Origin of the sequence: Burkholderia arboris, assembly GCF_038723655.1 — a bacterium.
Lineage (GTDB): Bacteria > Pseudomonadota > Gammaproteobacteria > Burkholderiales > Burkholderiaceae > Burkholderia > Burkholderia arboris.
The window spans coordinates 1564259-1588164 of record NZ_CP109822.1; the positions used below are offsets into that span (position 1 = coordinate 1564259).

General features: G+C 69.0%; 21 protein-coding genes. 9 read left to right on the plus strand and 12 right to left on the minus strand.

Features of this window, described 5'->3' with window-relative positions; translation table 11 throughout:
- Positions 1-53: 53 nt before the first annotated feature.
- Positions 54-782, minus strand: a complete 729-nt coding sequence (locus tag OHZ10_RS24390) for an aspartate/glutamate racemase family protein (protein WP_048025762.1) — start codon at positions 780-782, stop codon at positions 54-56.
- A gap of 24 nt (positions 783-806) precedes the next feature.
- Positions 807-2357 (minus strand): NCS1 family nucleobase:cation symporter-1, encoded by a 1551-nt coding sequence (locus OHZ10_RS24395; RefSeq protein ID WP_342705934.1) that lies wholly within the window; start codon positions 2355-2357, stop codon positions 807-809.
- A gap of 232 nt (positions 2358-2589) precedes the next feature.
- On the opposite strand from OHZ10_RS24395, the gene OHZ10_RS24400 reads away from it, so the two are divergent.
- Both OHZ10_RS24400 and OHZ10_RS24405 read left to right on the plus strand, forming a co-directional pair.
- Entirely contained in the window at positions 2590-2862 is a 273-nt protein-coding gene (locus OHZ10_RS24400) for a hypothetical protein (protein WP_155627205.1), read from the plus strand.
- Positions 2863-3049: 187 nt separating this feature from the next.
- A complete protein-coding gene (locus tag OHZ10_RS24405; RefSeq protein WP_342705935.1) occupies positions 3050-3544 on the plus strand; it encodes a DUF3005 domain-containing protein in 495 nt (164 codons plus the stop codon).
- Positions 3545-3608: 64 nt separating this feature from the next.
- Here OHZ10_RS24405 and OHZ10_RS24410 read toward each other — a convergent pair whose 3' ends face one another.
- Complete coding sequence (locus OHZ10_RS24410) at positions 3609-4373, minus strand: DUF4397 domain-containing protein (protein ID WP_342705936.1); 765 nt, start codon at positions 4371-4373, stop codon at positions 3609-3611.
- A gap of 276 nt (positions 4374-4649) precedes the next feature.
- Complete coding sequence (locus OHZ10_RS24415; RefSeq protein ID WP_059237159.1) at positions 4650-5957, minus strand: MFS transporter; 1308 nt, start codon at positions 5955-5957, stop codon at positions 4650-4652.
- Positions 5958-6492: 535 nt separating this feature from the next.
- Between OHZ10_RS24415 and OHZ10_RS24420 the strand changes: the two genes are divergently transcribed.
- The gene (locus OHZ10_RS24420; RefSeq protein WP_174991938.1) at positions 6493-6939 is read left to right on the plus strand and encodes a MarR family winged helix-turn-helix transcriptional regulator; all 447 of its coding nucleotides are present in this window, start codon (positions 6493-6495) and stop codon (positions 6937-6939) included.
- A gap of 23 nt (positions 6940-6962) precedes the next feature.
- On the opposite strand, the gene OHZ10_RS24425 is transcribed toward OHZ10_RS24420, so the two are convergent.
- The 5 genes from OHZ10_RS24425 to OHZ10_RS24445 all read right to left on the minus strand — a co-directional run bounded on the left by OHZ10_RS24425 (position 6963) and on the right by OHZ10_RS24445 (position 12774).
- The gene (locus OHZ10_RS24425; protein ID WP_342705937.1) at positions 6963-9248 is read right to left on the minus strand and encodes a xanthine dehydrogenase family protein molybdopterin-binding subunit; all 2286 of its coding nucleotides are present in this window, start codon (positions 9246-9248) and stop codon (positions 6963-6965) included.
- A gap of 153 nt (positions 9249-9401) precedes the next feature.
- The gene (locus OHZ10_RS24430; RefSeq protein ID WP_059237156.1) at positions 9402-10055 is read right to left on the minus strand and encodes an isochorismatase family protein; all 654 of its coding nucleotides are present in this window, start codon (positions 10053-10055) and stop codon (positions 9402-9404) included.
- Between the two features lie 19 nt (positions 10056-10074).
- Positions 10075-11115 carry a hypothetical protein gene (locus OHZ10_RS24435; protein ID WP_059237155.1) on the minus strand — a complete coding sequence of 347 codons (1041 nt, stop codon included), beginning with the start codon at positions 11113-11115 and terminating at the stop codon, positions 10075-10077.
- 48 nt (positions 11116-11163) lie between these two features.
- Complete coding sequence (locus OHZ10_RS24440) at positions 11164-11994, minus strand: alpha/beta fold hydrolase (protein ID WP_059237154.1); 831 nt, start codon at positions 11992-11994, stop codon at positions 11164-11166.
- A 27-nt stretch (positions 11995-12021) separates the two neighbouring features.
- A complete protein-coding gene (locus OHZ10_RS24445; protein WP_059237153.1) occupies positions 12022-12774 on the minus strand; it encodes a maleate cis-trans isomerase family protein in 753 nt (250 codons plus the stop codon).
- A gap of 298 nt (positions 12775-13072) precedes the next feature.
- On the opposite strand from OHZ10_RS24445, the gene OHZ10_RS24450 reads away from it, so the two are divergent.
- From OHZ10_RS24450 to OHZ10_RS24465, 4 genes are all read left to right on the plus strand, one after another.
- Positions 13073-14230: an FAD-dependent monooxygenase gene (locus OHZ10_RS24450; RefSeq protein ID WP_340625118.1), complete on the plus strand. Its 1158-nt coding sequence runs from the start codon at positions 13073-13075 to the stop codon at positions 14228-14230.
- Positions 14231-14404: 174 nt separating this feature from the next.
- Positions 14405-14908 (plus strand): (2Fe-2S)-binding protein, encoded by a 504-nt coding sequence (locus OHZ10_RS24455; RefSeq protein ID WP_174991934.1) that lies wholly within the window; start codon positions 14405-14407, stop codon positions 14906-14908.
- Positions 14898-17291 carry a c-type cytochrome gene (locus OHZ10_RS24460; protein WP_342705938.1) on the plus strand — a complete coding sequence of 798 codons (2394 nt, stop codon included), beginning with the start codon at positions 14898-14900 and terminating at the stop codon, positions 17289-17291. Before OHZ10_RS24455 ends, OHZ10_RS24460 begins: the two co-directional genes overlap by 11 nt.
- Before the next feature lie 226 nt (positions 17292-17517).
- Positions 17518-17850 carry a hypothetical protein gene (locus OHZ10_RS24465; protein WP_059237149.1) on the plus strand — a complete coding sequence of 111 codons (333 nt, stop codon included), beginning with the start codon at positions 17518-17520 and terminating at the stop codon, positions 17848-17850.
- A 133-nt stretch (positions 17851-17983) separates the two neighbouring features.
- Here the strand turns inward: OHZ10_RS24465 and mmsB are convergent, their stop codons facing one another.
- From mmsB to OHZ10_RS24480, 3 genes are all read right to left on the minus strand, one after another.
- Positions 17984-18874: a 3-hydroxyisobutyrate dehydrogenase gene (mmsB, locus tag OHZ10_RS24470; RefSeq protein WP_342705939.1), complete on the minus strand. Its 891-nt coding sequence runs from the start codon at positions 18872-18874 to the stop codon at positions 17984-17986.
- Positions 18875-18888: 14 nt separating this feature from the next.
- Positions 18889-20415, minus strand: coding sequence for a CoA-acylating methylmalonate-semialdehyde dehydrogenase (locus OHZ10_RS24475; RefSeq protein ID WP_059237147.1), 1527 nt, complete (start codon positions 20413-20415; stop codon positions 18889-18891).
- 112 nt (positions 20416-20527) lie between these two features.
- Positions 20528-21847 (minus strand): MFS transporter, encoded by a 1320-nt coding sequence (locus tag OHZ10_RS24480; RefSeq protein ID WP_174991930.1) that lies wholly within the window; start codon positions 21845-21847, stop codon positions 20528-20530.
- Positions 21848-22004: 157 nt separating this feature from the next.
- Here OHZ10_RS24480 and OHZ10_RS24485 point away from each other — a divergent pair, with 157 nt between their 5' ends.
- Both OHZ10_RS24485 and OHZ10_RS24490 read left to right on the plus strand, forming a co-directional pair.
- Positions 22005-22964 (plus strand): LysR family transcriptional regulator, encoded by a 960-nt coding sequence (locus OHZ10_RS24485; protein ID WP_342705940.1) that lies wholly within the window; start codon positions 22005-22007, stop codon positions 22962-22964.
- 94 nt (positions 22965-23058) lie between these two features.
- Positions 23059-23850 (plus strand): uracil permease, encoded by a 792-nt coding sequence (locus OHZ10_RS24490; RefSeq protein ID WP_342705941.1) that lies wholly within the window; start codon positions 23059-23061, stop codon positions 23848-23850.
- Positions 23851-23906: the final 56 nt, after the last annotated feature.

Consider the following 23906-nt stretch of genomic DNA (forward strand, 5'->3'; position numbering starts at 1 on the left):
GCCTCCCGGCGCCCCCGTGACCGCGCGCGACGCGACTGCCGGCCGGCGGCGCGTCATTTTGCGAAGGTTCCCGGCCAGCCGACGATCCGCTTCGGGCGCGGCGGCGCGTACGTGCGGACCTTCGACGTCTTCAGCTTCAGGCGCACCAGCGACTCGGCGAGTGCGACCGCGGCCGACACACCGTCGACGACCGGCACGCCCGTGCATTCCTCGATCTGCCGGTCGAGGCCGGCCATCCCGCCGCAGCCGAGGCAGATCACTTCCGCGTGATCGTCCTTCACCGCGCGCTGCGCCTGGCCGACGATCGACTCGATCGCGCGGGCCGGATTTTCTTCCAGTTCGAGCACCGCGAGGCCGCTCGCGCGCACCGATGCGCAGCGTGCGTCGAGCCCGGCGAGTTTCAGGCGATCCTCGATCAGCGGCACCGTGCGATCGAGCGTCGTGACGACCGAGTAGCGATGGCCGAGCAGCATCGCGACACTCGCGGCGGCTTCGGTGATGTCGACGACGGGTACCGTCAGCAGTTCCTGCAGGCCTTCGCGGCCGTGTTCGCCGTAGCCGGCCTGGATCACCGCGTCGTACGGCTCGTCGTAGCTCAACACGCGATCCATCACGGCGATCGCCGCGAGGTAGCTCTCGAAGTTGCCTTCGACCGATTCCGCGCCGAAGCGCGGCGTCAGCCCGACGATCTCCGTGCCGGGCGAGGCGGCGGCCTGCGCCTGCGCGGCGATTGCGTCGGTGATCGACTCGGTCGTGTTGACGTTGACTACCAGGATCCTCATCGGGGCTCTCCGTATGCGTGTGTGTCAGTGTTGCGCGCAGGCGACCGCGATGTGCTCGCCCGAGCGCTCTTCGTATTGCCGTTTGCGATCGGCCAGCAGCCAGTACACGCTGCCCGCGATGGCCGCGCCGAGCAGCCAGGAGAACGGCGTCATCGCGCTGAAGGCCGGCACGACGGCGAGCGTGATCGAGATCAGCGCGGACGGCACGAGCGCCGCGAGCGCCTTGCGGTTCACGCCGCGGGTGTAGAAATAGGCGCCGCCCGGCGCTTCGGTATAGAGGTCGGGCACGTTCACGCGCTGCTTACGCACGAGCCAGTAGTCGACCGTGATGATCCCGTACAGCGGGCCGAGCAGCGCGCCGAGGCCGGACAGGAAGTAGACGATCACGATCGGGCTGTTGTACAGGTTCCACGGCAGGATCAGCACGGCGATCGTCGCGCTGATCAGGCCCGCGCGGCGGAACGACAGGCGGTGCGGCGCGAGGCTCGTCAGCACGAACGCCGGTGCCACGAAGTTCGCCATGATGTTCACGGCGACGGTGACGATCAGGAATGCGAGACAGCCGAGCACGAGGAACAGCTTGTTCGGCACCGTCGCGATGATTTCCGTCGGGCTGTGGATGATGTGGCCGTTCAGCTTGAACTGCGCGCCCGCGAGCACGAAGCTGATCGTCGCGAACACGAGGATGTTGACCGGCAGGCCCCAGAAGTTGCCGACGCGCACCGTCTTCGCGCTCGGCGACGAACGGGCGAAATCGCAGAAGTTGAGCACCAGCGTGCCGTAGATCGAGAGCCACAGCGAGCCGCCCGCGAAGATTTCCGTCCACATCCTGAAGCCGGTCATCGGCTTGCCGATCGACATCGCGAGATGGCCGCCCGTGCGGCTGATCATCCATGCGGCGAGCGACAGCGTCGTCACGAGGATCACCGGGCCGGCGAGCCCCTCGTACTTGCGGACCATCTCCATCCCGAACGTGAGGATGCCGATCTGCACGAGCCAGATCGCGACGAACGTGATCCAGCCGAGCGTCGACAGCCCGAAGATCGCATTCTGGTCGAACGCGGCGAGGCCGGGCCAGATCGCCGTGAGCAGCACGCGCAGCACGACGGACGCGAGATAGGTCTGGATCCCGAACCAGGCGATCGCGATCACCGCGCGGATCATCGCGGGCAGCAGCGCGCCGTAGATGCCGAAGCTCATCCGGCTGATCACCGGGAACGGCACGCCGGTCTTCTGGCCCATGTAGCCGGTGAGGTTCATGAAGCAGTACACGAGCACCGCGCCGATCGCGAGCGACGCGAGCATCTGCCAGCCCGACAGGCCGAGCGCGAACAGCCCGATCGCAAACGAGTAGTTCGCGATGTTGTGTACGTCGTTGGTCCACAGCGCAAAGATGCTGTAGCGGCCCCAGGTCCGGCCCTCGGTCTTGGTCGGCGCGAGGTCGGGATTGTGCAGCCGCGGGCTCAGCGCAGGGTCGCGCGTGGCCGAATCGGTTCGATACGATGCGTCGTCCGCGCCGAGCACGATGCCCGGGCGGTGGGTGGCTTCCAGTTGCACGCCGTTGTCTCCTTCCATGTGCGGGGCGCGAAACCGGCAGCGTGTGTACGCAGCGCCGGCCCGGCCGCCGTGGACGTTATGTCTCGGATTTGTTCGCGAGTATGGGCGGCGGCCACGGCCATGGGAAATTAAATATTCGGCTGGGCGTCATTTGAAAAATGAATGGAAGGCGTCGGCCAGCAGCGGCAGGGCGCGGCACGCAAATTGCTCGCAAGCGGGCTCCATCCACATCGACATCAGCGGAGGTGTCATGCAGCGATATTCCTTTCGTCATGTATCGCGAGCCGTCTTCGCCGGCATCCTGATTGCAGGGCTGGCGGCAGGTGCGGGCTGCCAGAAGAAGAGCGACAGCGACAGCGCGGGCGGCGCGAGTTCCGATTCGAGCGCGACGGGCGGCATGTCGGCCGCGCCGTCCACCGCAGCACCGGGCACGCCGGGCAGCGGCGCGGCCGGCAGCAGCGCCGACAGCGGCGCGAGCATGCCGGGTGCGGCCTCCGCGCCGGGCGGTGCAAGCGGCGGCTGATGCGCGGTTGGCCGGGTGGGCGGCGCGCCGGTTGCGTACCGGCGGTCTGCCCGCTTTTTCGAGTACCGTGCCGGCCGGGCACTGGCGCCGGGCGGCGTGCGTGCGCGCGGCCGGGCGCGTGAAAGATTTGCAAGGAGCGATGTAGCGATTCACGGCCCGGCGCATGCCGGCCGGACAAGGAGGTGCGATGCAGAGCGATCAATCGAACCCTGACCCGAAACAACCGCCAGCCGATTCCGGGCCTCTCGCGACGGCCCGGCGCCCGTTGACGCCGGAGGCCATCGCCGCGAAGACGCCGACCGGCCTGCCGCCGATCGAGCGCGGCACGCCGGCGGTCGGCAGCGGCGACCCGGTGCGGCGCGCGGCTGCCCGGATCCCGACGCTCGACAACGCGAACATGGCGATGACCGACAGCACCGTCGACGTCGACGGCAAGGGCATGGAAGCGGCTGCGGGCGCGTCGAAGTGGCACGACAACGTGATCTACTCGAACGCGTCGCTCGACGAAGCGGTCGAGACGCCGGACGAAGGCCTCGGCGGGATCGAGAGCCGGCCGTCCGGCAACCTGCCGCAGATCGCGACGCGGCCGGGCTGGCGCGTGCGCCATGTCGGCGAGGTCGATATCGAACGCGGCGACGGCACGCGCGCCGAGCATGTGATCCGCTTCGAGCGGGACGACTGATGCCGGTGTGCGAGGTCGCGGTGGCCGGCCCGATCGCACCGGCTACCGCAACCGTTCGCTATCCTTACTGCGGGCCGAGTTCCTGCGCGGACGAATCGGCGTCGTTGCCCTGCGCGACGAGCACGTGAATGTCGTTCGGCGTCACGTCGCCGACGCCGCCCGACGGAATCGTCAGGAGCAGCCAGTCGGCGTTGTTGTTGATGGTGACCGGCGCGGTCTTGAGGATCGGCGACTTGCTGCCGGCCGTCGTGACGATCACCTGGTAGCTGCCGCCGTTCAGGTAGATCGAATCCTGCGTCGTGGCCGGCACCGCGTTCTGGTACGCCGCGCCCGCCATCGTCGGGCTTTGCGTCGTGATGTCGGTGCCCGGCGGGACGACGTACACGTCGACGTTCTGCGCATTCGGCGACGCGTTGAAGCTGCGCACGCGCGCCTTGTCGGACAGCAGGCCCTTGTCGTACGGATCGTCGACGATGGAGATCGGCGACGTCGTGCTCGGCAGCGCGATCGTCGTGTAGTGGTGGCCGTTCGCTGCGCCGAACGATTGGGATGCAATGGTCGTGGTCGTGCCCGAGACGTCGTAGCTCGCGGTCTGCGTGCCCGAATCGACGTCGTGATAGCGCGTCACGCCCTTGTAGGCGACGCCCGACTGGTCGATCTTCGCGTTCAGGTAGTAGTCGAGGTTCGGGCCGGCCGGCACCGCGTTGATGAAGCGTGCCTGCGGCTTCGAGATGCCGAGTTCGGTACCGACGTCGTTGCCGTCGCCGCCGCATGCCGCGAGCACGGCAATAACCGAGCACAAGGCCACCATCGTTCGTATTGATTTCATGTCGTCCTCTCGTTCAGGGAACCTGCTGGCGATGCAGGACCGCCGCGCGAGCGTTCGCGCAGTGTGCAGCGCCGGTTGGGGGAAGGCTGTCGACCGCCGGGGCGGCGGGCGCGTGGATGACGCAAGCGATGTGCCTGCGCAGCGGGAGACGATGAACGACGGCGGGGCGGTGGCGGGACGCGCGCACGCGCCGGTGCGGCGGCGTGCGCGAGAGGACGAGCGGCGGGGCGGACCGCGCGCGCGGCGCGGTTGTAAAAACGACAGCGCCGCGCGGCCTCAGCGGTTCACGAGCCGGGCCGGATACGCGAGCGCGAGTGCGCAGCCGACCAGCATGCACGCAGCGAACCCATACAGCCCCGCGCTTTGCGAGTGGAACGTGTCGCGCAGCCAGCCGATGAAATAGGTGCTGCCGAACCCGCCGAGGTTCGCGATCGAGCATGCGAACGCGATCCCGCCGGCGGCAGCCGAGCCCTTCAGGAACGTCGAAGGCAATGCCCAGACGACCGGCATCGCGGCGGCCGCACCTGCGTTGATCAGCGAGAACAGCAGAATCGTGCCGAGCGTGCCGTGCGACGACGAAGCCGCGACCGCCAGCGCGACGGCCGACACCGTGAACGGTACGACGATATGCCAGCGGCGTTCGCGCGCGCGATCGGAGCTGGCGCCGCAGTACAGCGTGGCGAGCACGGCGGCGGCATTCGGGATCACCATCAGCCAGCCGATGTGATACGCGTCCTTCACGCCGGTGTCGCGCAGGATCGTCGGCAGCCAGAAACTCACCGCGTACAGGCCGAGCAGCACGCACAGGTCGATCAGGCCGAGCGCCCACACCTTCGGATCGGAGAATGCCTTGCCGAGCGCGTGGCTCTTGTTGCCGGACGGATCGGCGTCGAGGTTCGCGCGCAGCGTGCGCTTCTCGTCGGCGTTCAGCCATTGCGCGGATTCGATGCCGTTGGGCAGCCAGCGCAGCACCGCGAAGCCGAGCAGCACCGACGGCAGCGCTTCGAGCAGGAACAGCCACTGCCAGCCGCCGAGCCCGTGCGCGCCGTCGAACGCACGCATGATCCAGCCGGAGATCGGGCTGCCGATCATGCTCGACAGCGGCAGGCCGACCATGAACAGCGCGACGATCCGCGCGCGGCGCGCATCGGGATACCACTGCGTCAGGTACAGCAGCACGCCCGGCAGGAAGCCGGCTTCGGCGGCGCCGAGCAGGAAGCGCACGATGTAGAACTGCATCGGCGTGTGCACGAACATCGTCGCACCCGACAGCAGGCCCCACGTGATCATGATCCGCGCGATCCACAGCTTCGCGCCCACGCGTTGCAGCACCAGATTGCTCGGGACTTCGAACAGGATGTAACCGCCGAAGAACAGGCCGGCGCCGAGGCCGTACACGGTATCGCTGAACTTCAGTGCGTCGAGCATCTGGAGCTTCGCGAGGCCGATGTTGATGCGGTCGAGATAGGCCGCGAAGTAGCACAGGCAGAAGAGGGTGATGAGGCGTAGCGTGACCTTGCGATAGAGAGTGCCGTGCAGCGCGTCGTCGGGGGAAACGGCGGCGCTCGGGTGTGCGGTAGACATGGGACTGCCCCTGTTCGAGTGTGACGGATGAATGGGTGGCTCGATCGACGCGTGCGGAGGTTCCGCTGCGCACCGGAGTCTGTATATCACGGCAATTAAATAGCGTACACACTAGAAAATACCGAATCGCACAGGCATGAATCCGGTCAGCTTGAGGAAAGCGTTTGCGCGATAAAAACCGCGTTTATGAAGGGGATTTTGTCGATATGGAGTGCACGCTGAAAAGATCGGAACTGGCATCGGCGCATGCACGAAAGTCGTGCGTATGCGCTCAAAAATGAAGTGTGTGCGCGAAAGCATCCGGCGGCGCTCGAATGCGTGTGCGACAGCCGCCGCGAACGTGCGCGGCAGGCCGTCACGTCGGCGTCGCGATCGAAAGATCCCCGTCTGTCAGGCGATCGTCGGGTGCGTTGCGTGCACGGCGCAGCGAAACCCGATGCACCGCAGTGACGCGGCCGCCCGGCCGCCGGCCGCGCCGATTTGAGGGTGTACACTGCTTGTCTTTCACCTACCTGCGGCGCGGGCCTGCACTTTCATGGCGTCTTCCAAGGATTCCTACGACTTTCACGACCAGGTCGGGCACCTGCTGCGCCGCGCGTATCAGCGGCACGTATCGATCTTCCAGGAAGCGATCCCCGATTCGGACCTCACGGCTGCGCAGTTCGTCACGCTCTGCGCGGTCAAGGAGCAGCAGGCGTGCTCGCTGAACGACATCGTCAAGGCGACCGCGATCGACCAGGCGACAATTCGCGGCGTCGTCGAGCGCCTGAAGACGCGCGCACTGATCGAGGTGCTGCCCGACCCGAACGACGGCCGCAAGCTGATCGTGCGCGCGACCGCGACCGGCCTCGCGCTGATCGATCGCACGGTGCCGTTTGCGCGGCAGGTCACGGAGCGCACGTATGGCGCACTCAATCCGGGCGAACGGGTCGCGCTGCAGTTCCTGCTGCGCAAGATGATGGAAGACGACGGCGACGCGTGACGCGCGAGCGGCGCAGGCGCGGCCTACGCCGCGCCCGCCGCGACGGATGCGCCGGCCTCGTCGGCGCGCATCAACCGGCCGGCCTCGCGCAATGCGGCACGCACCGTTTCGGGTGTAAAAGGCGGCGCGTAGAACCGTACGCCGGTGGCATCGAACAGTGCGTTCGCGACCGCGGCCGGGCCCGGCACCGACGCCGATTCGCCCGCGCCGAGCGGCGGTTCGCCTTGCCTCGGCATCAGCACGACATCGACATCCGGTACTTCCGCGAACGTCAGGATCGGGTAGCTTGCCCATTCGCGCGACGCGACCTTGCCGTCCGCGAACCGCACGCGCTCCTTCAGCGTGCGGCTCAATACCTGGATCACGTTGCCGTGAATCTGGTGACGCACGCCATCCGGGTTGATCATCGTGCCCGTGTCCTGGCCGACCGTCACGCGTTCGATGCGTATTTCGCCCGATACGCGGTCGACGCTCAGGTCGACGATCCACGCCGACCACGCCGCGCCGAACCCGGGGAAGCGGCTGTGCACGTAGCGGGCATAGGCGATCCCGCGGCCGCGTGCGAGCCGCGGCCCGTCGCGTTCGCGCGGCGGGCGCGACGCACGCGGCGTCCAGCCCGCGCGCTCGGCCACGGCCTGCAGCAGCTCGATCGCGCGCGGGTCCTGCAGGTGGCGTAGCCGGAACGCGAGCGGATCGATGCCGGTCAATGCCGCACATTCGTCGGCGAATGCGTCGTGCGCGAACGAGTTCGGCAACGCCGACACGCCGCGCAGCCACGACGCGCGCACGAGCGGCGCGAGATCCTCGCAGACGAAGCGGCGATGCGGGCTCGCATACGGCGACACGGCCGTGCGGTCGCCCATCTCGAACACGCGCGGCTCGGGCGCGATCGCGCCGGTCAGCAGCGCCGCGAGCAGCGGCGCGTCGTTCGACGGATAGCGTGTCGTGAAGTCATAGCCGAGCAGGTGGCCGTCGCGCGTGACGGTGCCCGTTACCTGCATCGACTGGCCCGCGCCTTTCGGTTCCCACAGATGCTCGTCCGCGCGTGACAACTGCACGCGCACCGGGCGGCCGACTGCGCGCGACAGCAGCAGCGCGTCGCCGCATACGTCGTCGGCACCGTTGCGGCCGTAGCAGCCGGCCGCCTCCATTCGTACGACGTCGAGGTCGGCTTCGTCGCGCGCGACGAGCGTTGCGAGGTCGCAGCGCAACGACACGGGGTTCTGCGTGCCGGACCACACGGTGATCCGTCCGTCGCCCGCTTCGCGATAGTCGGCGAGCGCGCAGGACGGGCCGATCGAGCCGTGCATCTGGAACGGCCACGCATAGGTGCGCGACAGCGTGATCGTATCGGGCCGGGTTCGCGCGGCTTCGACGTCGCCTTCGTCGAGCAGCACGCGGCGCCTGGCCGGCGCGGCGGCGATGGCGGCAGCCGGCTCGTCGAGCGGCGGCAGCGCGGGAAGCGGCCGCCACGTCACGCGCAACTGGCGCGCCGCGCGGATCGCGTGCTCCTCGCGTTCGGCCACGACGCCGACGAAATCGCCGAGCACGACGACGGCCACGAGCCCCGGCACGTCGGCCACCGACGCGCGATCGACGTCGACGAGCGAGGTGCCGACGAATGCGCCGCTGTCGTGGCCCGCATACGGCGGCCGCACGACGCGGCCGTGCAGCATCCCCGGCACGCGCATGTCGTGCACGAACGTGAGCTGGCCGGTCGCCTTCGCGGGCAAATCGACGCGCGGCGACGAGCGGCCGACGATCCGGTAGTGCGCGGGGGCCTTCGTGCGGGTGTCCAGGTCGAGCGTCAGCGCGATCCGCTGCGCGGCGACGAGTGCGGCGAACGTGATCGCCTGCCCATCGGCCGAAATCGCGCCATCGTCGATGGCCAGCCGCGCCGCATCGACGCCGAACCGTTCGGCGGCGAGCGCCAGCAGCGCGTGACGCGCCTGCGCGGCCGCGCAGCGCAGCGGCGTCGCGGAAATCTGGATCGTCGCGCTCGCGATGGTCGGACCCTGGTTCGGTGTCGTGGCCGTGTCGCCGAGCACCATCGTCACGCGCGCGGCAGGCACGTCGAGTTCCTCGGCGACGATCTGCGCGAGCGACGTGCGGATGCCGGTGCCGAGATCGACGTGGCCGTTGAATGCGAGGATGCGGCCGTCGTCGAGAATCGCGACGAAGACTTCCGGCAGGGCCGGTATGTAGGACGACAGGCTGCCCGGCTGGCCGGGGGCCGGTTTGACGGGCGGCGCGGGCGGCCGGATCACGGTCAGGCAGCCGTCGCGCGCGAGCAGTTCGGAGCGGTTCACGGGGAGATGTCCTGTCGGGGGCGGCGCGGCCGGCGGGCGGCGGCGTCGGGGAGCGTTCGGGCGGCGGCGCGCGTGAAGCCAATCTAGGCCGCCAAAAGCGCAGCGTCAATCGCGGACGGCACGACACATGCGCCGCCCGCGATCCGTCGCGACTCAGCGCGCGCGGGCCTGTACCGCGTCGATCGCCGCGATCGCGTCGTCGAGCGGCATCACGGCCGCGTATTTCTGCTGCATGTCGAACAGGTTCGCGTCGTGCGGCGCGATCGCCCGATCGCCGACGCAATCGGCGAGCACGAGCGGGCGGAACCCGTGGGACATCGCGTCGACGACGCTCGCGCGCACGCAGCCGCTCGTCACGGCGCCCGCGACGAGCAGCGTCTGCACCGCGCGCTGCGCGAGCCACGGCGCCAGCTGCGTGCCGAAGAACGCCGACGGCACGGTCTTGCGCACGACGAGTTCGCCTTGCGCGGGCGTGAGCTCGGGCACGATCGCGCTGTTCGGATGGTGCTCGGTCAGCGTCGCCATGCCGGGCACCTTCAGCGAGAACACGTTGTCGTCGCTGCCGTCGTCCGCATACACGATGCGGCTGTGCGCGACGGGCCAGCCGCGTTCGCGGGCCAGTGCGAGCGCATGCGTCGTGCGCGCGATCGCCGGCGCGATGTTGCCGCCGCCGAACGTCGCCGGATCGGCGAAGCCGACCACGAAATCGACGATCAGCAGGCCGATGTTGCCGTGTGGCGGCAGCGGCGTGCCGAAACCCTGCTGGCGGTACACGTTCGCTTCGGCGTGACGGGAAAGATCGTTCATGGTGTCGGGGGCTCGTCGGTCAGGCGGGTTGGTCGGTCACGCGGCCGTCGCGCACGACGGTTGCGCCGTCGAGTTCGACCGTGCAGCGGCGCAGCGGGATGTCGATGTGGCAGGTGGTCGTGCGGTTGCCGCCGCCTTCGTTGTTCGGTCCGAGCGAGAACAGGAAGTTGCCTTCGAACGCACGCGCATCCATCCCGATCGTCGCCTCGCGGTCGTACAGCCCGAGTGTCGACCAGCGCGCGCGCGGCTGCAGCCCCCAGCCGATATGCGAGATCGCATAGCCCTCGGGGTCGGCGAAGGTTTCCATGTAGTCGCGCAGCAGGTCGGCGTCGACGCCGCCTTCGATGCGCGTCGCATACCCGCCTTCGACGGTCAGCGCGATCGGTTCGCTCACGTAGTGTTTCTGCGGCAGCAGGATGTCGCCGCGATCGATCACGATCGTGCCGCGCGCGGTGCGGTCGTTCGGGTAGGTCAGTGCGAAGCCGCTCGGCCAGTGGTCCCAGCGGCCCGGCGCGTCGACGAAACCGTATTCGGCGGTCGGCGGGAATTCGCCGAGCGGGCACACGAGCGCGGTGCCGGCCGCCGAGGTCACGCGCATCTCGCGGGCGGCGGCGATGTGCTTTGCGGCGGCGAGCACGCGCGTGCGATCGGCCAGCGTCGGCACCATCCGGACCAGCACTTCGGGCGGCTCGACCGCGAGCAGGATCTTCGTGCCCGATTTCAGGATCTCGTGCTGTTCGGGCGAGAACAGCAGCGTCATCAGGTCGAGCACGAGATCGCTTTCGCGCAGCGCGGCGATCGCGGCCTTGTTGCCGGTCAGCGGCGTCGTGCCGAGATACGCGAGCGGGTCGCGGCTGAACGCCTTGTCGCCGTTCACCGGCGGCAGGTCGAGCCGGTTGACGATCGCGCCCATCGATTGCGTCGCGATCAGCGCGCACGACAGCGTCTGCGGGTGGGTGGCCGCGCTCGTCAGGATCGTGACGGTCTGGCCCGGTTCGAGGCGCGACAGCGTGAGGACCTGCTTCCACGCGTCGATCAGTTGGGTATCGCTGACTGGCATCGTCGGCTCCGGTAAAGGCGTGAAGGAAAAGGGGCGGGTGCCGCGCGGTCAGGCCGCGAGCGGCGCGCCGAGGAAGTCGCCGAACGCCGCGTAGAAGCCCGCCGCGTTGTCCCACGGAATCATGTGGCCGGCATCGGGCACGCGCACGTGCCGCATCGACGGCGTCGCGCGCTGCAGTTCGGCGACGTCGTCGTCGCGCACCACGTCGCCGCGTTCGGCCGTGATCAGCAGCGACGGCACGGCCAGTTGCGCGGCGTCCGCATGGAAATCGTCGGCATGGAACCCTTCATAGGTTGCGCGCACCGCGCGCTCGTCGCACGTGTGCAGCCATTCGGCGCGCAACTGCAGTTCGGCGTCGGTCCAGGTCGGGCAGAACGCGCGCATCCCTTCGGCGTCCGTGCCGGCGCGTGCGAGCGCCATCGAGTCGATGTACCACGGCAGCTTGCCCGGATAGTCGCGGCGGTTCGGGCCCGATACGGGCGGATCGACGAGCACGACCGATGCGAGCCCGCGGATGTCGCGCCGGGCCGCGCGCGCGGCGATCCGCGCGCCCATCGAGTGGCCGACGAGGCTCGTGCGCGGCAGGCCGAGCGCCGCGACGAGCGCCGCGATGTCGTCCGCCTGCGCATCGAGGCCGTAGTCGAGCGCTGGCGACGCGTCCGACAGCCCGCGGCCGCGCACGTCGAGCACGTAGGTGTCGAATGCCGCGCCGAACGTTTCGCCGACGAAGCCCCACGTGATCGCGGGGCTCGTGATGCCGGGAATCAGCACGATCGCCGGGCGCGACGCGCGTGCGCCTGAAGCGCCGCCGTAGCGCAGGTAATGCTGGCGGATGCCGTTCGCGCGGATGTTCGCGCCGTACAGGAATGTCGAGGACATGAATGGACTCCGTCGGTAGGGCCGCGCTCAGTACGCGCCGGACAACAGTGCGCCGGCGCCCGGCACGACGGGCTCGAGATCGAGCTCGCGCAGCATCGCGTAGGTGGTCGCGATCGCGGCCGTGATGACCGGCTTGCCCGTCATCGCCTCGACCTGCGCGACGGCCGGCAGCGACGGCATCTGCACGCACGCGGACAGCACGATCGCATCGGCATCCTGGTACGGCAGCGTCTTCACGATGCCGGGCAGGCGCGCCGGATCGTGGCGGCCGACGTCGAGGTTGTCGGGAATCTCCAGCGCGCGATAGGCGAGCACGTCGAAGCCTTCGTTGCGGATGTAGTCGACCACGAGTTCGGTGAGCGGCAGCATGTACGGCGCGACGACGACGATGCGCTTCGCGCCGATCACCTTCAGTGCGTCGACGAGCGCGCCCGCGCTCGTCAGCACGGGCGCCTGCGCGCCGTTGTCGGCCGTGTGCTTCGTCAGGCGCGCCTGCGACACGCGGTGGTAGCCGTGGCCCATCGCCATGATCGCGACGAGGCACGCGTAGCCGAGCACGTCGACGCGCGCATCGCTCAGCTCCATCGCGCAGCGGTCGGATTCGGCATCCATCGCCGCGAGCTCTTCCTTGACGACCTTCTTCATCCGCATCCGGCTCGAATGAAACGTGAAGCGCTCGGGGCGGATCGTTTCGCGCAGCCGCAGCATCGCCGGGATCTCGGTTTCCATCGTCGTGTTGGAACTCGGCACGATCTGGCCGATGCGGTAGGTCTTGCTCATGACGGGAGGCTCCGTGTCGGTAAGGGTGGGGCGGCACGCGGGTGCGGGACCGCCGGATGTCGAGCAAAGTCTAGTGTGTACATTTGAAAATGGCAATGGATCAAAATGAGGTTAAACAGGGATTGGCTGTTTGTTTACGGGGTGAATTGAGGATTTATTGGTGTTTTCCCGAATGCCGGGACGGCGACAAACAATCCGCTTGTCCTGAATAAATTGAGTGTGTACGCTATGTCAATGCCATTCAATCCGCCCGTATCCGTGCCGCGTTCGGCAGCGGGCCCACGATCAGGAGATCCGCATGAGCAAACCCCGTATCGCAATCATCGGCGCCGGTCTCGGCGGCACGGCCGCGGCTGCACTGTTGCAGCGCGGCGGTTACGACGTCGCGCTGTACGAGCAGGCGCCCGCGTTCTCGCGCCTCGGCGCGGGCATCCATCTCGGCCCGAACGTGATGAAGATCATGCGGCGCATCGGCTGCGAGGACGCGCTGGAGACGATGGGTTCGCATCCGGATTTCTGGTACAGCCGCGACTGGCAGACGGCCGACGTGCTGTCGCAGATTCCGCTTGGCGATTACGCGCGCAACGCCTACGGCGCGAGCTACCTGACCGTGCATCGCGGCGATTTCCATGCGTTGATGACGCAGGCGGTCACGCCCGGCACGATCCGCTTCGGCAAGCGGCTCGCGGCAGTGGAGGACACCGGCGGCGCGGTGCGCCTGACGTTCACCGACGGCAGCGTCGAGACGGCCGACATCGCGATCGGCGCGGACGGCGTGAACTCGCGGATCCGCGAGCACCTGCTCGGTGCGGAACCGCCGCGCTACACGGGTTATGTCGCGCACCGCGCGGTGTTCCCGGCGTCGCTGCTCGGCAACAAGCCGTACGACATGTGCGTGAAGTGGTGGTCGGAGGATCGTCACATGATGGTCTACTACGTGACCGAGAAGCGCGACGAGTACTACTACGTGACGGGCGTGCCGCAGGCCGAGTGGCCCGAGGGCGTGTCGATGGTCGACAGCAGCCGCGACGAGATGCGCGAGGCGTTCGCGGGTTTCCATGCCGACATCCAGCACCTGATCGACGTTTCGCCGTCGATCACCAAGTGGCCGCTGCTCGAGCGCGATCCGCTGCCGTTGTGGAGCCGCGGCCGTCTCGTGCTGCTCGGTGACGCATGTCATCCGATGAAGCCGCACATGGCGCAGGGCGCGGCGATGGCGATCGAGGATGCCGCGATGCTCGCGCGCTGCCTCGACGAAGTCGGCATCGGCGACTACGCGGGCGCGTTTGCGCTGTACGAGGCGAACCGCGCGGCACGCGCGTCGAAGGTGCAGCTCGTGTCGCACAACAACACGTGGCTGCGCACGAACGAGGATCCGTCGTGGGTGTTCGGTTACGACGTGTTCGATGTGCCGCTCGTGGCGCCGTCGCGCAGCAACGTGGCGGCCGCGGCCTGACGTACCCGCGGCGCCCGCGCCGGGCAGGCGTTGTGCCGGCGCGGGGATCGAGGCGCGCGGGTACGCGCGCATTTCGGCGTGTTAATGTCGGGCGTGCGCCGGCAGGTGCCAGCCGGCGGCAGTGCCCGCCGCCGGCCGCCCCCCGGCCCGCACGCCGCATTCCGGATCCCATTCATGTCCCATCCCGCTTCTCCGTCGCGGCCGCTGGCGTTTCGCGTGAACGGCACGCCGCGCCGCTTCGACGAGGCCGCGCCCGACGCGCCGCTGCTGCTGGTCCTGCGCAACGACTGCGCGCTCAACGGCCCGAAATACGGTTGCGGGCTCGGGCAGTGCGGTGCGTGCACGGTGCTGGTCGACGGGCAGGCCACGCGTTCGTGCGTCGTGCCGGCCGCCGCCGCGAACGGGCGCGACGTCACGACGCTCGAAGGGCTCGGATCGCGCGACGCGCCGCATCCGATCCAGCGCGCGTTCATCGACGAGCAGGCCGCGCAATGCGGTTACTGCCTGAACGGGATGATCATGAGCACGAAGGCGCTGCTCGACCGCAATCCCGCGCCGGACGATGCGACGATCCGCGATGCATTGCGTTTCAACCTGTGCCGCTGCGGCACGCATCTGGAGATCATCCGCGCGGTGCATCGCGCCGCACGCTATTTGCGAGACGGCGATGAAGCATGACGCGGGCCTGCCGGCGCACGCTGCGGCGCTCGATACGCGCGATGACGCTGCCGCCGACGCATTGCGCGCGCACCGCGCACGCTACGAATGGCCGATCGGCGATGCGCCCGCGCACGCATCGTTCGAGATCGAAACGCGGACCGCGCCCGACGGACGGATGACGACCTGGCGCTATCGCGCGCAGGCGGCCGGCGCGGGTACGCACGAGTCTCGCGAGGCGGCGGCACCGGCGGATGCCGGCTCTGCGTCGCCGTTCGTCTACCGGCATGCGCAGACGTCGGTCGAACTGGCCGATGCCGACGGCGCGATTCCCGGTCACGCGCACGTGTTTGCCCGCGAATCGTTCGTCGACGAACTCGCGGGCGCGTTGCGACGCGACCCGGTCGCGATGCGGCTGCAGCACCTCGATGCCGCGCGGGATGCGGGGCCGCGCGAGACGATCCGGATGGTCAGCGAACGCGCCGCATGGGGCGCACCGGTCGCGACCCGCGCGAATGCGCCGTCGCGGGTCAGCGGCCGCGGCTTTGCGTTCGATGGCGAGCCCGCGGGCGAGCCCGCTGCCCGATCCGGCGATATCCGCGATGACGGCGACCCGCACTGGACCGCCTGGGTCGTCGATCTCGACGTCGATCGCGCGACGGGCGACGTCGCGGTGCGACGCGTCGTGGCCGGGCAGGGCGCCGGCGAGCCGGGCGGCGCGTCGATGGCCGGCTTGCCCGCGTGGCAGATCGAGGCGGCGGTTTCGCGGGTGCTGGGCGCCCGGTTGTCCGCGCGGCCCGCGCACGACGAGACCGGGGCCGGCGCGCGGCCGGACGCGATCGCACACGAGCTGGTGGCGTTCGACGCGGCGGCGCATCGTGCGCACGGCGAATTGTCCGTGAACGATGCGCGCCGGATCGAACAGGCGGCGGCGCCGGCCGCCGCGGCGATTGCCAATGCGCTGTACGACGCGACGGGCGTGCGTTTTCGTGCGCCGCCGTTCGATGCCGCGCACATTCGCGCGGCGCTTGCGCAACCGGTGCCGGTTGATGCCGGCGACGGGCTGCACGTGGCCCCGCGCCGCGCGTCGCGCTGGCGCCGCTGGCTGGCAGGCGGCGGCGCGGGCGGCGTGGTCGGCGGGCTGATCGGGCTGGCGTGCGCGATCCTGCCGGGCCCCGCGCCGATCGCGCCCGTTGCGTCCGGCGGCGCGGACGGCGCGATGTGGAGCGCGGCGATGCTCGAACGCGGCCGCCAGGTCGCCCTCGCCGGCGATTGCGCGGTGTGCCACACGGCGCCTGGCGGCGCGACCAACGCGGGCGGGCTCGCGCTCGATACGCCGTTCGGCACGATCTACACGACGAACCTCACGCCCGATCCGGAAACCGGCATCGGCGCCTGGTCGTATCCGGCGTTCGCACGCGCGATGCGCGAAGGCATCTCGCGCGACGGCACGCACCTGTACCCGGCATTTCCGTACACGGCATTCGCGAAGCTGAGCGAGCCCGACCTGCTCGCGCTCTATGCGTACCTGATGTCGCAGCCGGCGGTGAAGCACGTGCCGCCGAAGACGAAACTGCCGTTCCCGCTCGACCAGCGGCGTCTCGTCGCCGGCTGGAACTGGCTGTATCACGACACGCGGCCGTTCGCGCCGGATCCGGCGCGCTCCGCGATGTGGAATCGCGGCAAGTACCTGGTCGACGGCGCCGGGCACTGCGGCGCATGCCACACGCCGCGCAACGCGCTGGGCGCGGAGAAGGGCGGCCTGGCCTACCTGTCGGGCGGCGAAGCGGAAGGATGGGCCGCGCCGCCGCTCGTCGCGTCGCCGGCCTCGCCCGTGCCGTGGACCGAAGGCGCGCTGTTCGACTATCTGCGCACGGGCTTCTCGGCGCAGCACGGCGTCGCGGCCGGGCCGATGGCGCCCGTCGTCGCGGGGCTCGCGGCGCTGCCCGAGTCCGATGTCCAGGCGATTGCGCACTATCTGGCGTCGCTGTCGCCGCCGGTCGATGCGGCCGTCGCTGCGGACGCGGCAACCCGCCAGGCGCGCGGCGCGGAATCCGTCGCGACGCTCGGCCTCGAGAACGGCCGCCGCGCGTTCGACGCGGCGTGCGCGGTCTGTCATGCGGAATCGGGCGGTGTCGGGCATTTCGGCGTGCGCCCGCTGATGGGGCTCAACACGAGCGTCAGCCAGGCGACGCCGGACAACCTGCTGCGCGTGCTGCACCACGGGATCGACCAGCCGGCCACCGACGGGCTCGGCTACATGCCGGGCTTCGGCGACGCGTTCGACGACCGCCAGATGGCCGAGCTTGCCGCGTACATCCGGGCGCGCTACGCGCCAGGGCAGCCGGCGTGGCGGAACCTGGCGGAAGCATCGGCGCGGATCCGGCAGGCGGGCGCGCATTGAGCGTCGCGCCGGCCTGAACGCCCGGCGCGGCGTGCGGGCAGGGCGAAATGACCTGCAGGACGAGAACGGCGGCCGACGAGGGCTGTAAATCTTGCCTGAGCCGGCCATCGTTTAACCATTCGAAACAATGTGTTCACTGAAAGGGGCATGATCTCCGGCGATCGAGCAGGCATACTGACGCCTATGTTGCTCAATGCACGTCCAACGGCGTGCGCCTGCCCCCACCATGTCCATTCCAGTCTCTTTTCGAACCCTGCGATGGTTGACCATTGCGGCTGCTGCATGCTTGCTCGCCGCGTGTTCGACCGCTTCCGACGTGGCCGCGACGTCGAACCCGAACGTTTTCACCGTGAAGACCCGCACGGTCGGCATGTCGACGTCGTGGGCCGACGCCCATGAAAAGGCCCTCAGCGAAGCCGCCAACTACTGCACGCAGCGCGGGATGCGCGCGAGCATGAAGCAGGAGTCGCTGTCCGGCCGCGCCAGCGTCGACGCGCGCTCCGAACTCGCGTTCGAGTGCCATCCGACCTTCGAGACGGCATCGAACCCGCGCGGTTGAACGACCGGCGGCGTGACGGTGCCGCCCGTGCCCGATTCGGCCCCCGCGTTTTCCTTCCCCCGCATGCAAACCGGCCCGCGATGGCGTTGACGCACATCGCGGGCCGGCGTACGTCCGGCGTCGGCCGTTCGGATCAGGCCGGCTGCGCCTCGTACAGCTTCACGCACGCGGAGAAGTCGAGCGTGCCGAGCCCCTGCTGGCTCATCGACTGATAGAGCTGCTGCGCGAGCGCGCCCATCCACACCGGCTGATGCGCGCTTCGTGCGGCTTCGGTCGCGAGCCCGAGATCCTTCAGCATCAGGTTCGCCGCGAAGCCGCCCGCATAGCCGCGCGCGGCCGGCGCCGTGTCGCTGACGCCCGGATACGGGTTGTACGTGTCCGAGCTCCAGCAGCGGCCGGTCGACGTGTTGATGATGCCGGCCAGCACGGCCGGATCGATGCCGAGCGCCGCGCCGAGCGCCATCGATTCAGACACGCCCATCATCGAGATCCCGAGCAGCAGGTTGTTGCAGATCTTCGCGATTTGCCCGGTGCCGGTGCCGCCGCAATGCACGACGTTTTTGCCCATGTCGAGCAGCACGGGGCGGATGCGCTCGAACAGCGCGGCGTCCGCGCCGACCATGAAGGTCAGCGTGCCGGCCTGCGCGCCGCCGGTGCCGCCCGACACGGGCGCATCGGCGAGCGGGAAGCCGCGTTGTGCCGCGGCTTCGGCCACCGCGCGCACGGTGCCGGGATCGATCGTGCTGCAGTCGATCAGCGTGGCGCCGACGCGCGCGCCGGCCAGCACGCCGTCGTCGCCGAGGTAGACCGCGCGCACATGCTGCGCGGCCGGCAGCATCGTGATGACGACTGCGCCGCGTGCCGCCGCTTCGCGCGGCGAGCCGGCCGCCGTCGCGCCCGCGCGCACCGCGGCGTCGACCGCGTGCGCGTCGAGGTCGAACACCGTCAGCGCGTGGCCGGCCTTGAGCAGGTTGGCGGCCATGGGGCCGCCCATGTTGCCGAGTCCGATGAATGCGATTTCCATGTGCGGGCTCCCGGTCAGCGCAGCGCGATCGTCGTGTTCACGCCGCCGGCCGTCGCGTCGTCGTCGAACCAGCGGGCGGTGACCGTCTTGGTCTGCGTGTAGAACTGCACGACCTGCTTGCCGTACGGGCCGAGATCGCCGAGCTTCGAGCCGCGCGAACCGGTGAAGCTGAAGTAGGGCACCGGCACCGGAATCGGGATGTTGATGCCGACCTGGCCGATGTCGATCTCGCTCTGGAACTTGCGTGCGGCCGCGCCGCTCTGCGTGAACAGGCCCACGCCGTTGCCCATCGGGTTGCGGTTGACGAGCGCGATCGCTTCGTCGAGCGTGTCGGCTTCGAGCACGACCACCACCGGCCCGAAGATTTCTTCCGTATAGATCGACATGTCGGTCGTCACGCCCGAGAAGATCGTCGGGCCGACGAAGTTGCCCTGCTCGTAGCCGGGCACCTTCACGTTGCGGCCGTCGAGTTCGAGTTTCGCGCCGGCCTTCACGCCTTCGTCGATCAGCGCGGTGATGCGCGCGTGCGCGGCCTTCGACACGACCGGGCCGACATCGGTGCCGGGCTCATGGCCCGCATTGATCTTCAGCGCCTTCGCCTTTTCGACCAGCTCGGGCAACCAGTCGCGCGCCTTGCCGACCAGCACGACGACCGACGTCGCCATGCAGCGCTGGCCGGCCGCGCCGAAGCCCGCGCCAACGAGCGCGTTGATCGACTGCTCGCGGTGCGCATCGGGCAGCACCACCGCATGGTTCTTCGCGCCCATCATCGACTGCACGCGCTTGCCGTGCTGGCTGCCGAGGTTGTACACGTGCGTGCCGACGCGCGTCGAGCCGACGAACGAGATCGCCTTGATGTCCGGGTGCGTGCACAGGCGGTCGACCACCGTCTTGCCGCCATGCACGACGTTCAGTACGCCTTGCGGCACGCCGGCCTCGATCGCGAGCTCGACGAGCTGCATCGTCGACAGCGGGTCCTGCTCCGACGGCTTCAGCACGAACGTGTTGCCGCAGACGATCGCCATCGGGAACATCCACAGCGGAATCATCCCGGGGAAGTTGAACGGCGTGATGCCCGCACACACGCCGATCGGCTGGCGCAGCGTGTAGGTATCGACGCCGCCCGCGACGTTCTCCGCGAATTCGCCTTGCTGCAGCGTGCCGATCGAGCATGCGTGCTCGACCACTTCGAGGCCGCGGAAGATGTCGCCCTGTGCATCGGGCAGCGTCTTGCCTTGCTCGGCCGTCAGCGTGTGCGCGATCCGCTCGAGATTGCGGCGCACGAGATCCTGGAACTTCAGCATGATGCGCAGCCGCGCACCGATCGGCGTCGTCTTCCACGTCTGGAACGCGCGCTGCGCGGACGCGATCGCGGCGTCGACCTCGTCGAGCGTCGCATACGGCACGCGGCCGATCACTTCCTGCGTCGCGGGATTGACGATGTCGCCCCATTCGGCGCTTTGCGATTCGACGAACGCGCCGTCGATCAGCAGCTTGGCGGTGGGCAGGGCGAGGGTGGTCTGGGGAACTGCGGCGTTCATGGAACTCTCCGGAAAACGGTGTGGCGATGAAAAAGGGCGTCTGCTTGCGCCGCGCAGTCACGCACGGCGGGCAGCAGGCTGAACTGAAATCGATCGGATGCGGCCGGCGAACTCACGCGCGCGCCGGACGCATCAATGCGGTGCACACGAGCGCGAACACGCCGAAGCCGACGAGGTACGCGATCACGTAGTGCGGCTGGCCGCCGCCGGCCTTGAGCAGCGACGTCGCGATCATCGGCGCGAAGCCGCCGCCGATCACGCCGGCCAGCTGCACCGACAGCGAGATGCCGCTGTAGCGGATTTCCGCCGGGAACTGCTGCGCGAACAGCAGCGATTCCGGCGCATAGAGAATCGGGAACACGACGCCGAGGCCGAGCACGATCGCCCACCATGCGTACGACGTCTGCTGCGTGCCGAGCATCATGAAGAACGGCGCGGCGAACGCGCACATCAGCACGAGGCCGATCGCGAACATCCGGCGCTGGCCGATGCGGTCGCTCAGGTGGCCACACAGCGGCATCGTCACGAGCGACAGCGCGGCGCCGGCCGTGATCGCATGCAGCATCTCGGCTTTCGGCAGGTGCAGTTGCTGCGTCGCGTAAGCGAGCGCGAACGTGACGACCATGTAGAACCAGGTGTTCTCGGCGGCGCGCGCGCCGACGATCGTCAGCACTTCACGCGGATGGCGGCGCAGCGCGGCCGTCACCGGCGACTTCTCGGCCTTGCCCTGACGCTGCATCTTCTCGAAGTCGGGCGATTCGGGCACCTTCGCGCGGATGAACCAGCCGAGGCCGACGAGCGCGATGCTCGCGAGGAACGGCACGCGCCAGCCCCACGACAGCATGTCGGCTTCCGGCAGCGCGGCGACCGCGGCCATCGCGACCGACGACAGGATCAGGCCGAGCCCGACGCCCGTTTGCGGCAGGCTGCCGAACAGCCCCTTGCGGCCCTTCGGCGCGTGCTCGACGGCCATCAGCACCGCGCCGCCCCATTCGCCGCCGACGGCCATCCCCTGCAGGAAGCGCATCGCGATCAGCAGCGCGGCGGCCCAGTAGCCGATGCTGTCGTACGACGGGATCAGCCCGATGATCATGCTCGGCACGCCCATCAGCAGCAGCGTGATCATCAGCATCGACTTGCGGCCGATCCGGTCGCCGAAGTGGCCGAACACGATGCCGCCCATCGGCCGTCCGATGAAGCCGACCGCGAACGTGCCGAACGCGGCGAGCGTGCCGACGACAGGGTCCAGCGACGGGAAGAAGATGCGGTTGAACACGAGCGCGGCGGCCGTGCCGTAGAGGAAGAAGTCGTACCACTCGATCGTCGTGCCGGCCATGCTGGCCCAGCCGGCCAGCAGGTAGTGCTTCGCGGTGCGGGCAGGTGCCGGCGCCGCGACTGTCGCATGCTCATCGAGGGTGGATCGGGTCTGCATGGTGTCTCCGTGGTGGGTGCCGCGGCTCGTGGTCCGCAGGTCACGGTCGAGTATAGTTATGCGCAGATTCATCATGTACCGATAAAGAAACCGGTTGGATGTGCATTTATGCATATCGACGGCCGGCCCGGAGACTCCCGCCCTTTTTTCCTCGCCGATGCGACATGCCACCGAGCCGGTTTCCGGCAACCTGAACTGGGACGACCTGCGTTTCTTCCTCGAAGTCGCGCGCACGCAGCGTGCGAGCGGCGCCGCGAAGCGGCTCGGCGTCGACTACACGACCGTCGCGCGGCGCATCCGCGCGCTCGAGGCCGCGATGGGCACGCTGCTGTTCGACAAGTCGCGCTCCGGCGGTTTCACGCTGACGGCCGAAGGGCAGCGGCTCGTGGCCTACGCGGACGCGATGGAGACGACCGTGCAGTCCGCCTGCGACCAGGTCGCGAATACGGGCGAGGCGCTGTCGGGCCACGTGCGGATCGGGTCGACGGAAGGGTTCGGCTGCTTTTTCCTCGCGCCGCAGCTCGCGCAGTTTCGCGCCGAGCATCCGCACGTGACGGTCGACCTGCTGCCGGTCCCGCATTTCGTCAACCTGCCGAAGCGCGAGGCCGATCTTGCGATCACGCTCGAGCGGCCCGAGCGCGGGCCCTACGTGGTCACGAAGTTGTGCGAGTACCAGTTGCGGCTCTACGCGACGCGCGACTATCTCGTGAACCACGCACCGATCACGTGCACGGACGATCTCGCGCAGCATGCGTTCATCAGCTATGTCGACGATCTCGCGTTCAGCAACGAACTGCTGTACCTGGACCGCGCGGTGCCGGGCGCGACGGCCGGGTTGCGCACGACGAGCGTGATCGCGCAGTATTTCGCGGCACTGCAGGGCGGCGGGCTCGCGATCCTGCCGTGTTTCATGGCGGCCACGCAGCCGGCGCTGGTGCCGGTGCTGCCGGACGACGTGGTCGTCACGCGGTGCTTCTGGCTGACGTGCCGCGAGGATCTGCGCAAGCTGCGGCGCGTGACCGCGCTGTGGGATTACCTGCGCGCGGCGGCGGACGCGAACCGTGCGCTGCTGTCGGGCGAATCGGGCGCGATGAAGTTTGTCGGCGAGCCGGCATAGCAGGCGGCGTGCCGGTCGCGACGGCGGCGACACGTTTCACCTTGGATGAGAAAACGGCCGGCGGCGATTCGACCGGCTATCGGGGGAAAGGCAGATGGCTTTGACGCATGCGGGCAAGGTGTTCGTGGTCGGTGCGGTCGTATTCGGGGTGGCCGCTTACTGGCTCGCGTCGCGCATGGTGCGCCGGCAAACCGGCGGCAAGGGCGGGGCAGGCGGCGCGGTCGCGTTCTGGTGGCTCGTGTGCTTTTGCCTGGTGTCGCTGTGTTTCCCGTTCGCGTACTGGATCGGCGACGAACTCTACGCATTGGCGGTGTCGCCGAAATACGAGGCGACCGTCGTCTCCTACCAGTCCGAGTGGGACACCTGCGAGCGTCGCGACAGCAGCGGGCGGACCGAGCGCTACCGGTGCATCAAGTACACGTCGATCCTGGAAGCCGTGATGCCGGATGGCGAGCGGATCGTGCTGCCGGGCAACATTCGCTCGGGCGGCGTGCCGGAAATCGGCGAGAAGATCGACGTGGTGTTGCCGCCCGGCGCCAGTCAACTGCACGAACGCAGCGTGCGCAGTGTCGGCCTGCTGGCCGGCGGCGCGGTGATGGTCGCGACGCTCGGCTATTTCATTTACCTGATCGCGGCTTACGGGGCCGGGTGGAAGATCGACGGCGCGGCCCGCTTCGGCATGGCGGCCGTGCTGAACGGGTTCGTGCCGCTCGCTGTACTGCTGATGGAAATCGGATTCCTGAGCGTGCCTTACCGCTACTGGGCGCGGGGGAACCCCGAGGCGTGGCCGGTGTGGGTCCTCGCGCTGAGCCTGCTGTTCGCGCTGGCGCTGCTGCCGTTGCTGCTCGTCTATGCGCGCGGCGCATGGCGAGCGGTCGTGAAGTAACGGTGGCGTCGGGACGGTTGTGCCATCATGTGCGCACCGGCAGCCGTGAGGAGTGT

Coding starts and splice junctions, on each gene's coding strand:
- OHZ10_RS24415 (WP_059237159.1), bottom strand. CDS start 5,957: ATGTCTACCGCACACCCGAGCGCCGCCGTTTCCCCCGACGACGCGCTG.
- OHZ10_RS24440 (WP_059237154.1), bottom strand. CDS start 11,994: ATGTCCTCGACATTCCTGTACGGCGCGAACATCCGCGCGAACGGCATC.
- mmsB (WP_342705939.1), bottom strand. CDS start 18,874: ATGGAAATCGCATTCATCGGACTCGGCAACATGGGCGGCCCCATGGCC.
- OHZ10_RS24460 (WP_342705938.1), top strand. CDS start 14,898: ATGAAGCATGACGCGGGCCTGCCGGCGCACGCTGCGGCGCTCGATACG.
- OHZ10_RS24445 (WP_059237153.1), bottom strand. CDS start 12,774: ATGAGCAAGACCTACCGCATCGGCCAGATCGTGCCGAGTTCCAACACG.
- OHZ10_RS24420 (WP_174991938.1), top strand. CDS start 6,493: ATGGCGTCTTCCAAGGATTCCTACGACTTTCACGACCAGGTCGGGCAC.
- OHZ10_RS24430 (WP_059237156.1), bottom strand. CDS start 10,055: ATGAACGATCTTTCCCGTCACGCCGAAGCGAACGTGTACCGCCAGCAG.
- OHZ10_RS24435 (WP_059237155.1), bottom strand. CDS start 11,115: ATGCCAGTCAGCGATACCCAACTGATCGACGCGTGGAAGCAGGTCCTC.
- OHZ10_RS24485 (WP_342705940.1), top strand. CDS start 22,005: ATGCGACATGCCACCGAGCCGGTTTCCGGCAACCTGAACTGGGACGAC.
- OHZ10_RS24490 (WP_342705941.1), top strand. CDS start 23,059: ATGGCTTTGACGCATGCGGGCAAGGTGTTCGTGGTCGGTGCGGTCGTA.
- OHZ10_RS24465 (WP_059237149.1), top strand. CDS start 17,518: ATGTCCATTCCAGTCTCTTTTCGAACCCTGCGATGGTTGACCATTGCG.
- OHZ10_RS24390 (WP_048025762.1), bottom strand. CDS start 782: ATGAGGATCCTGGTAGTCAACGTCAACACGACCGAGTCGATCACCGAC.
- OHZ10_RS24480 (WP_174991930.1), bottom strand. CDS start 21,847: ATGCAGACCCGATCCACCCTCGATGAGCATGCGACAGTCGCGGCGCCG.
- OHZ10_RS24400 (WP_155627205.1), top strand. CDS start 2,590: ATGCAGCGATATTCCTTTCGTCATGTATCGCGAGCCGTCTTCGCCGGC.
- OHZ10_RS24455 (WP_174991934.1), top strand. CDS start 14,405: ATGTCCCATCCCGCTTCTCCGTCGCGGCCGCTGGCGTTTCGCGTGAAC.
- OHZ10_RS24405 (WP_342705935.1), top strand. CDS start 3,050: ATGCAGAGCGATCAATCGAACCCTGACCCGAAACAACCGCCAGCCGAT.
- OHZ10_RS24395 (WP_342705934.1), bottom strand. CDS start 2,357: ATGGAAGGAGACAACGGCGTGCAACTGGAAGCCACCCACCGCCCGGGC.
- OHZ10_RS24410 (WP_342705936.1), bottom strand. CDS start 4,373: ATGAAATCAATACGAACGATGGTGGCCTTGTGCTCGGTTATTGCCGTG.
- OHZ10_RS24475 (WP_059237147.1), bottom strand. CDS start 20,415: ATGAACGCCGCAGTTCCCCAGACCACCCTCGCCCTGCCCACCGCCAAG.
- OHZ10_RS24450 (WP_340625118.1), top strand. CDS start 13,073: ATGAGCAAACCCCGTATCGCAATCATCGGCGCCGGTCTCGGCGGCACG.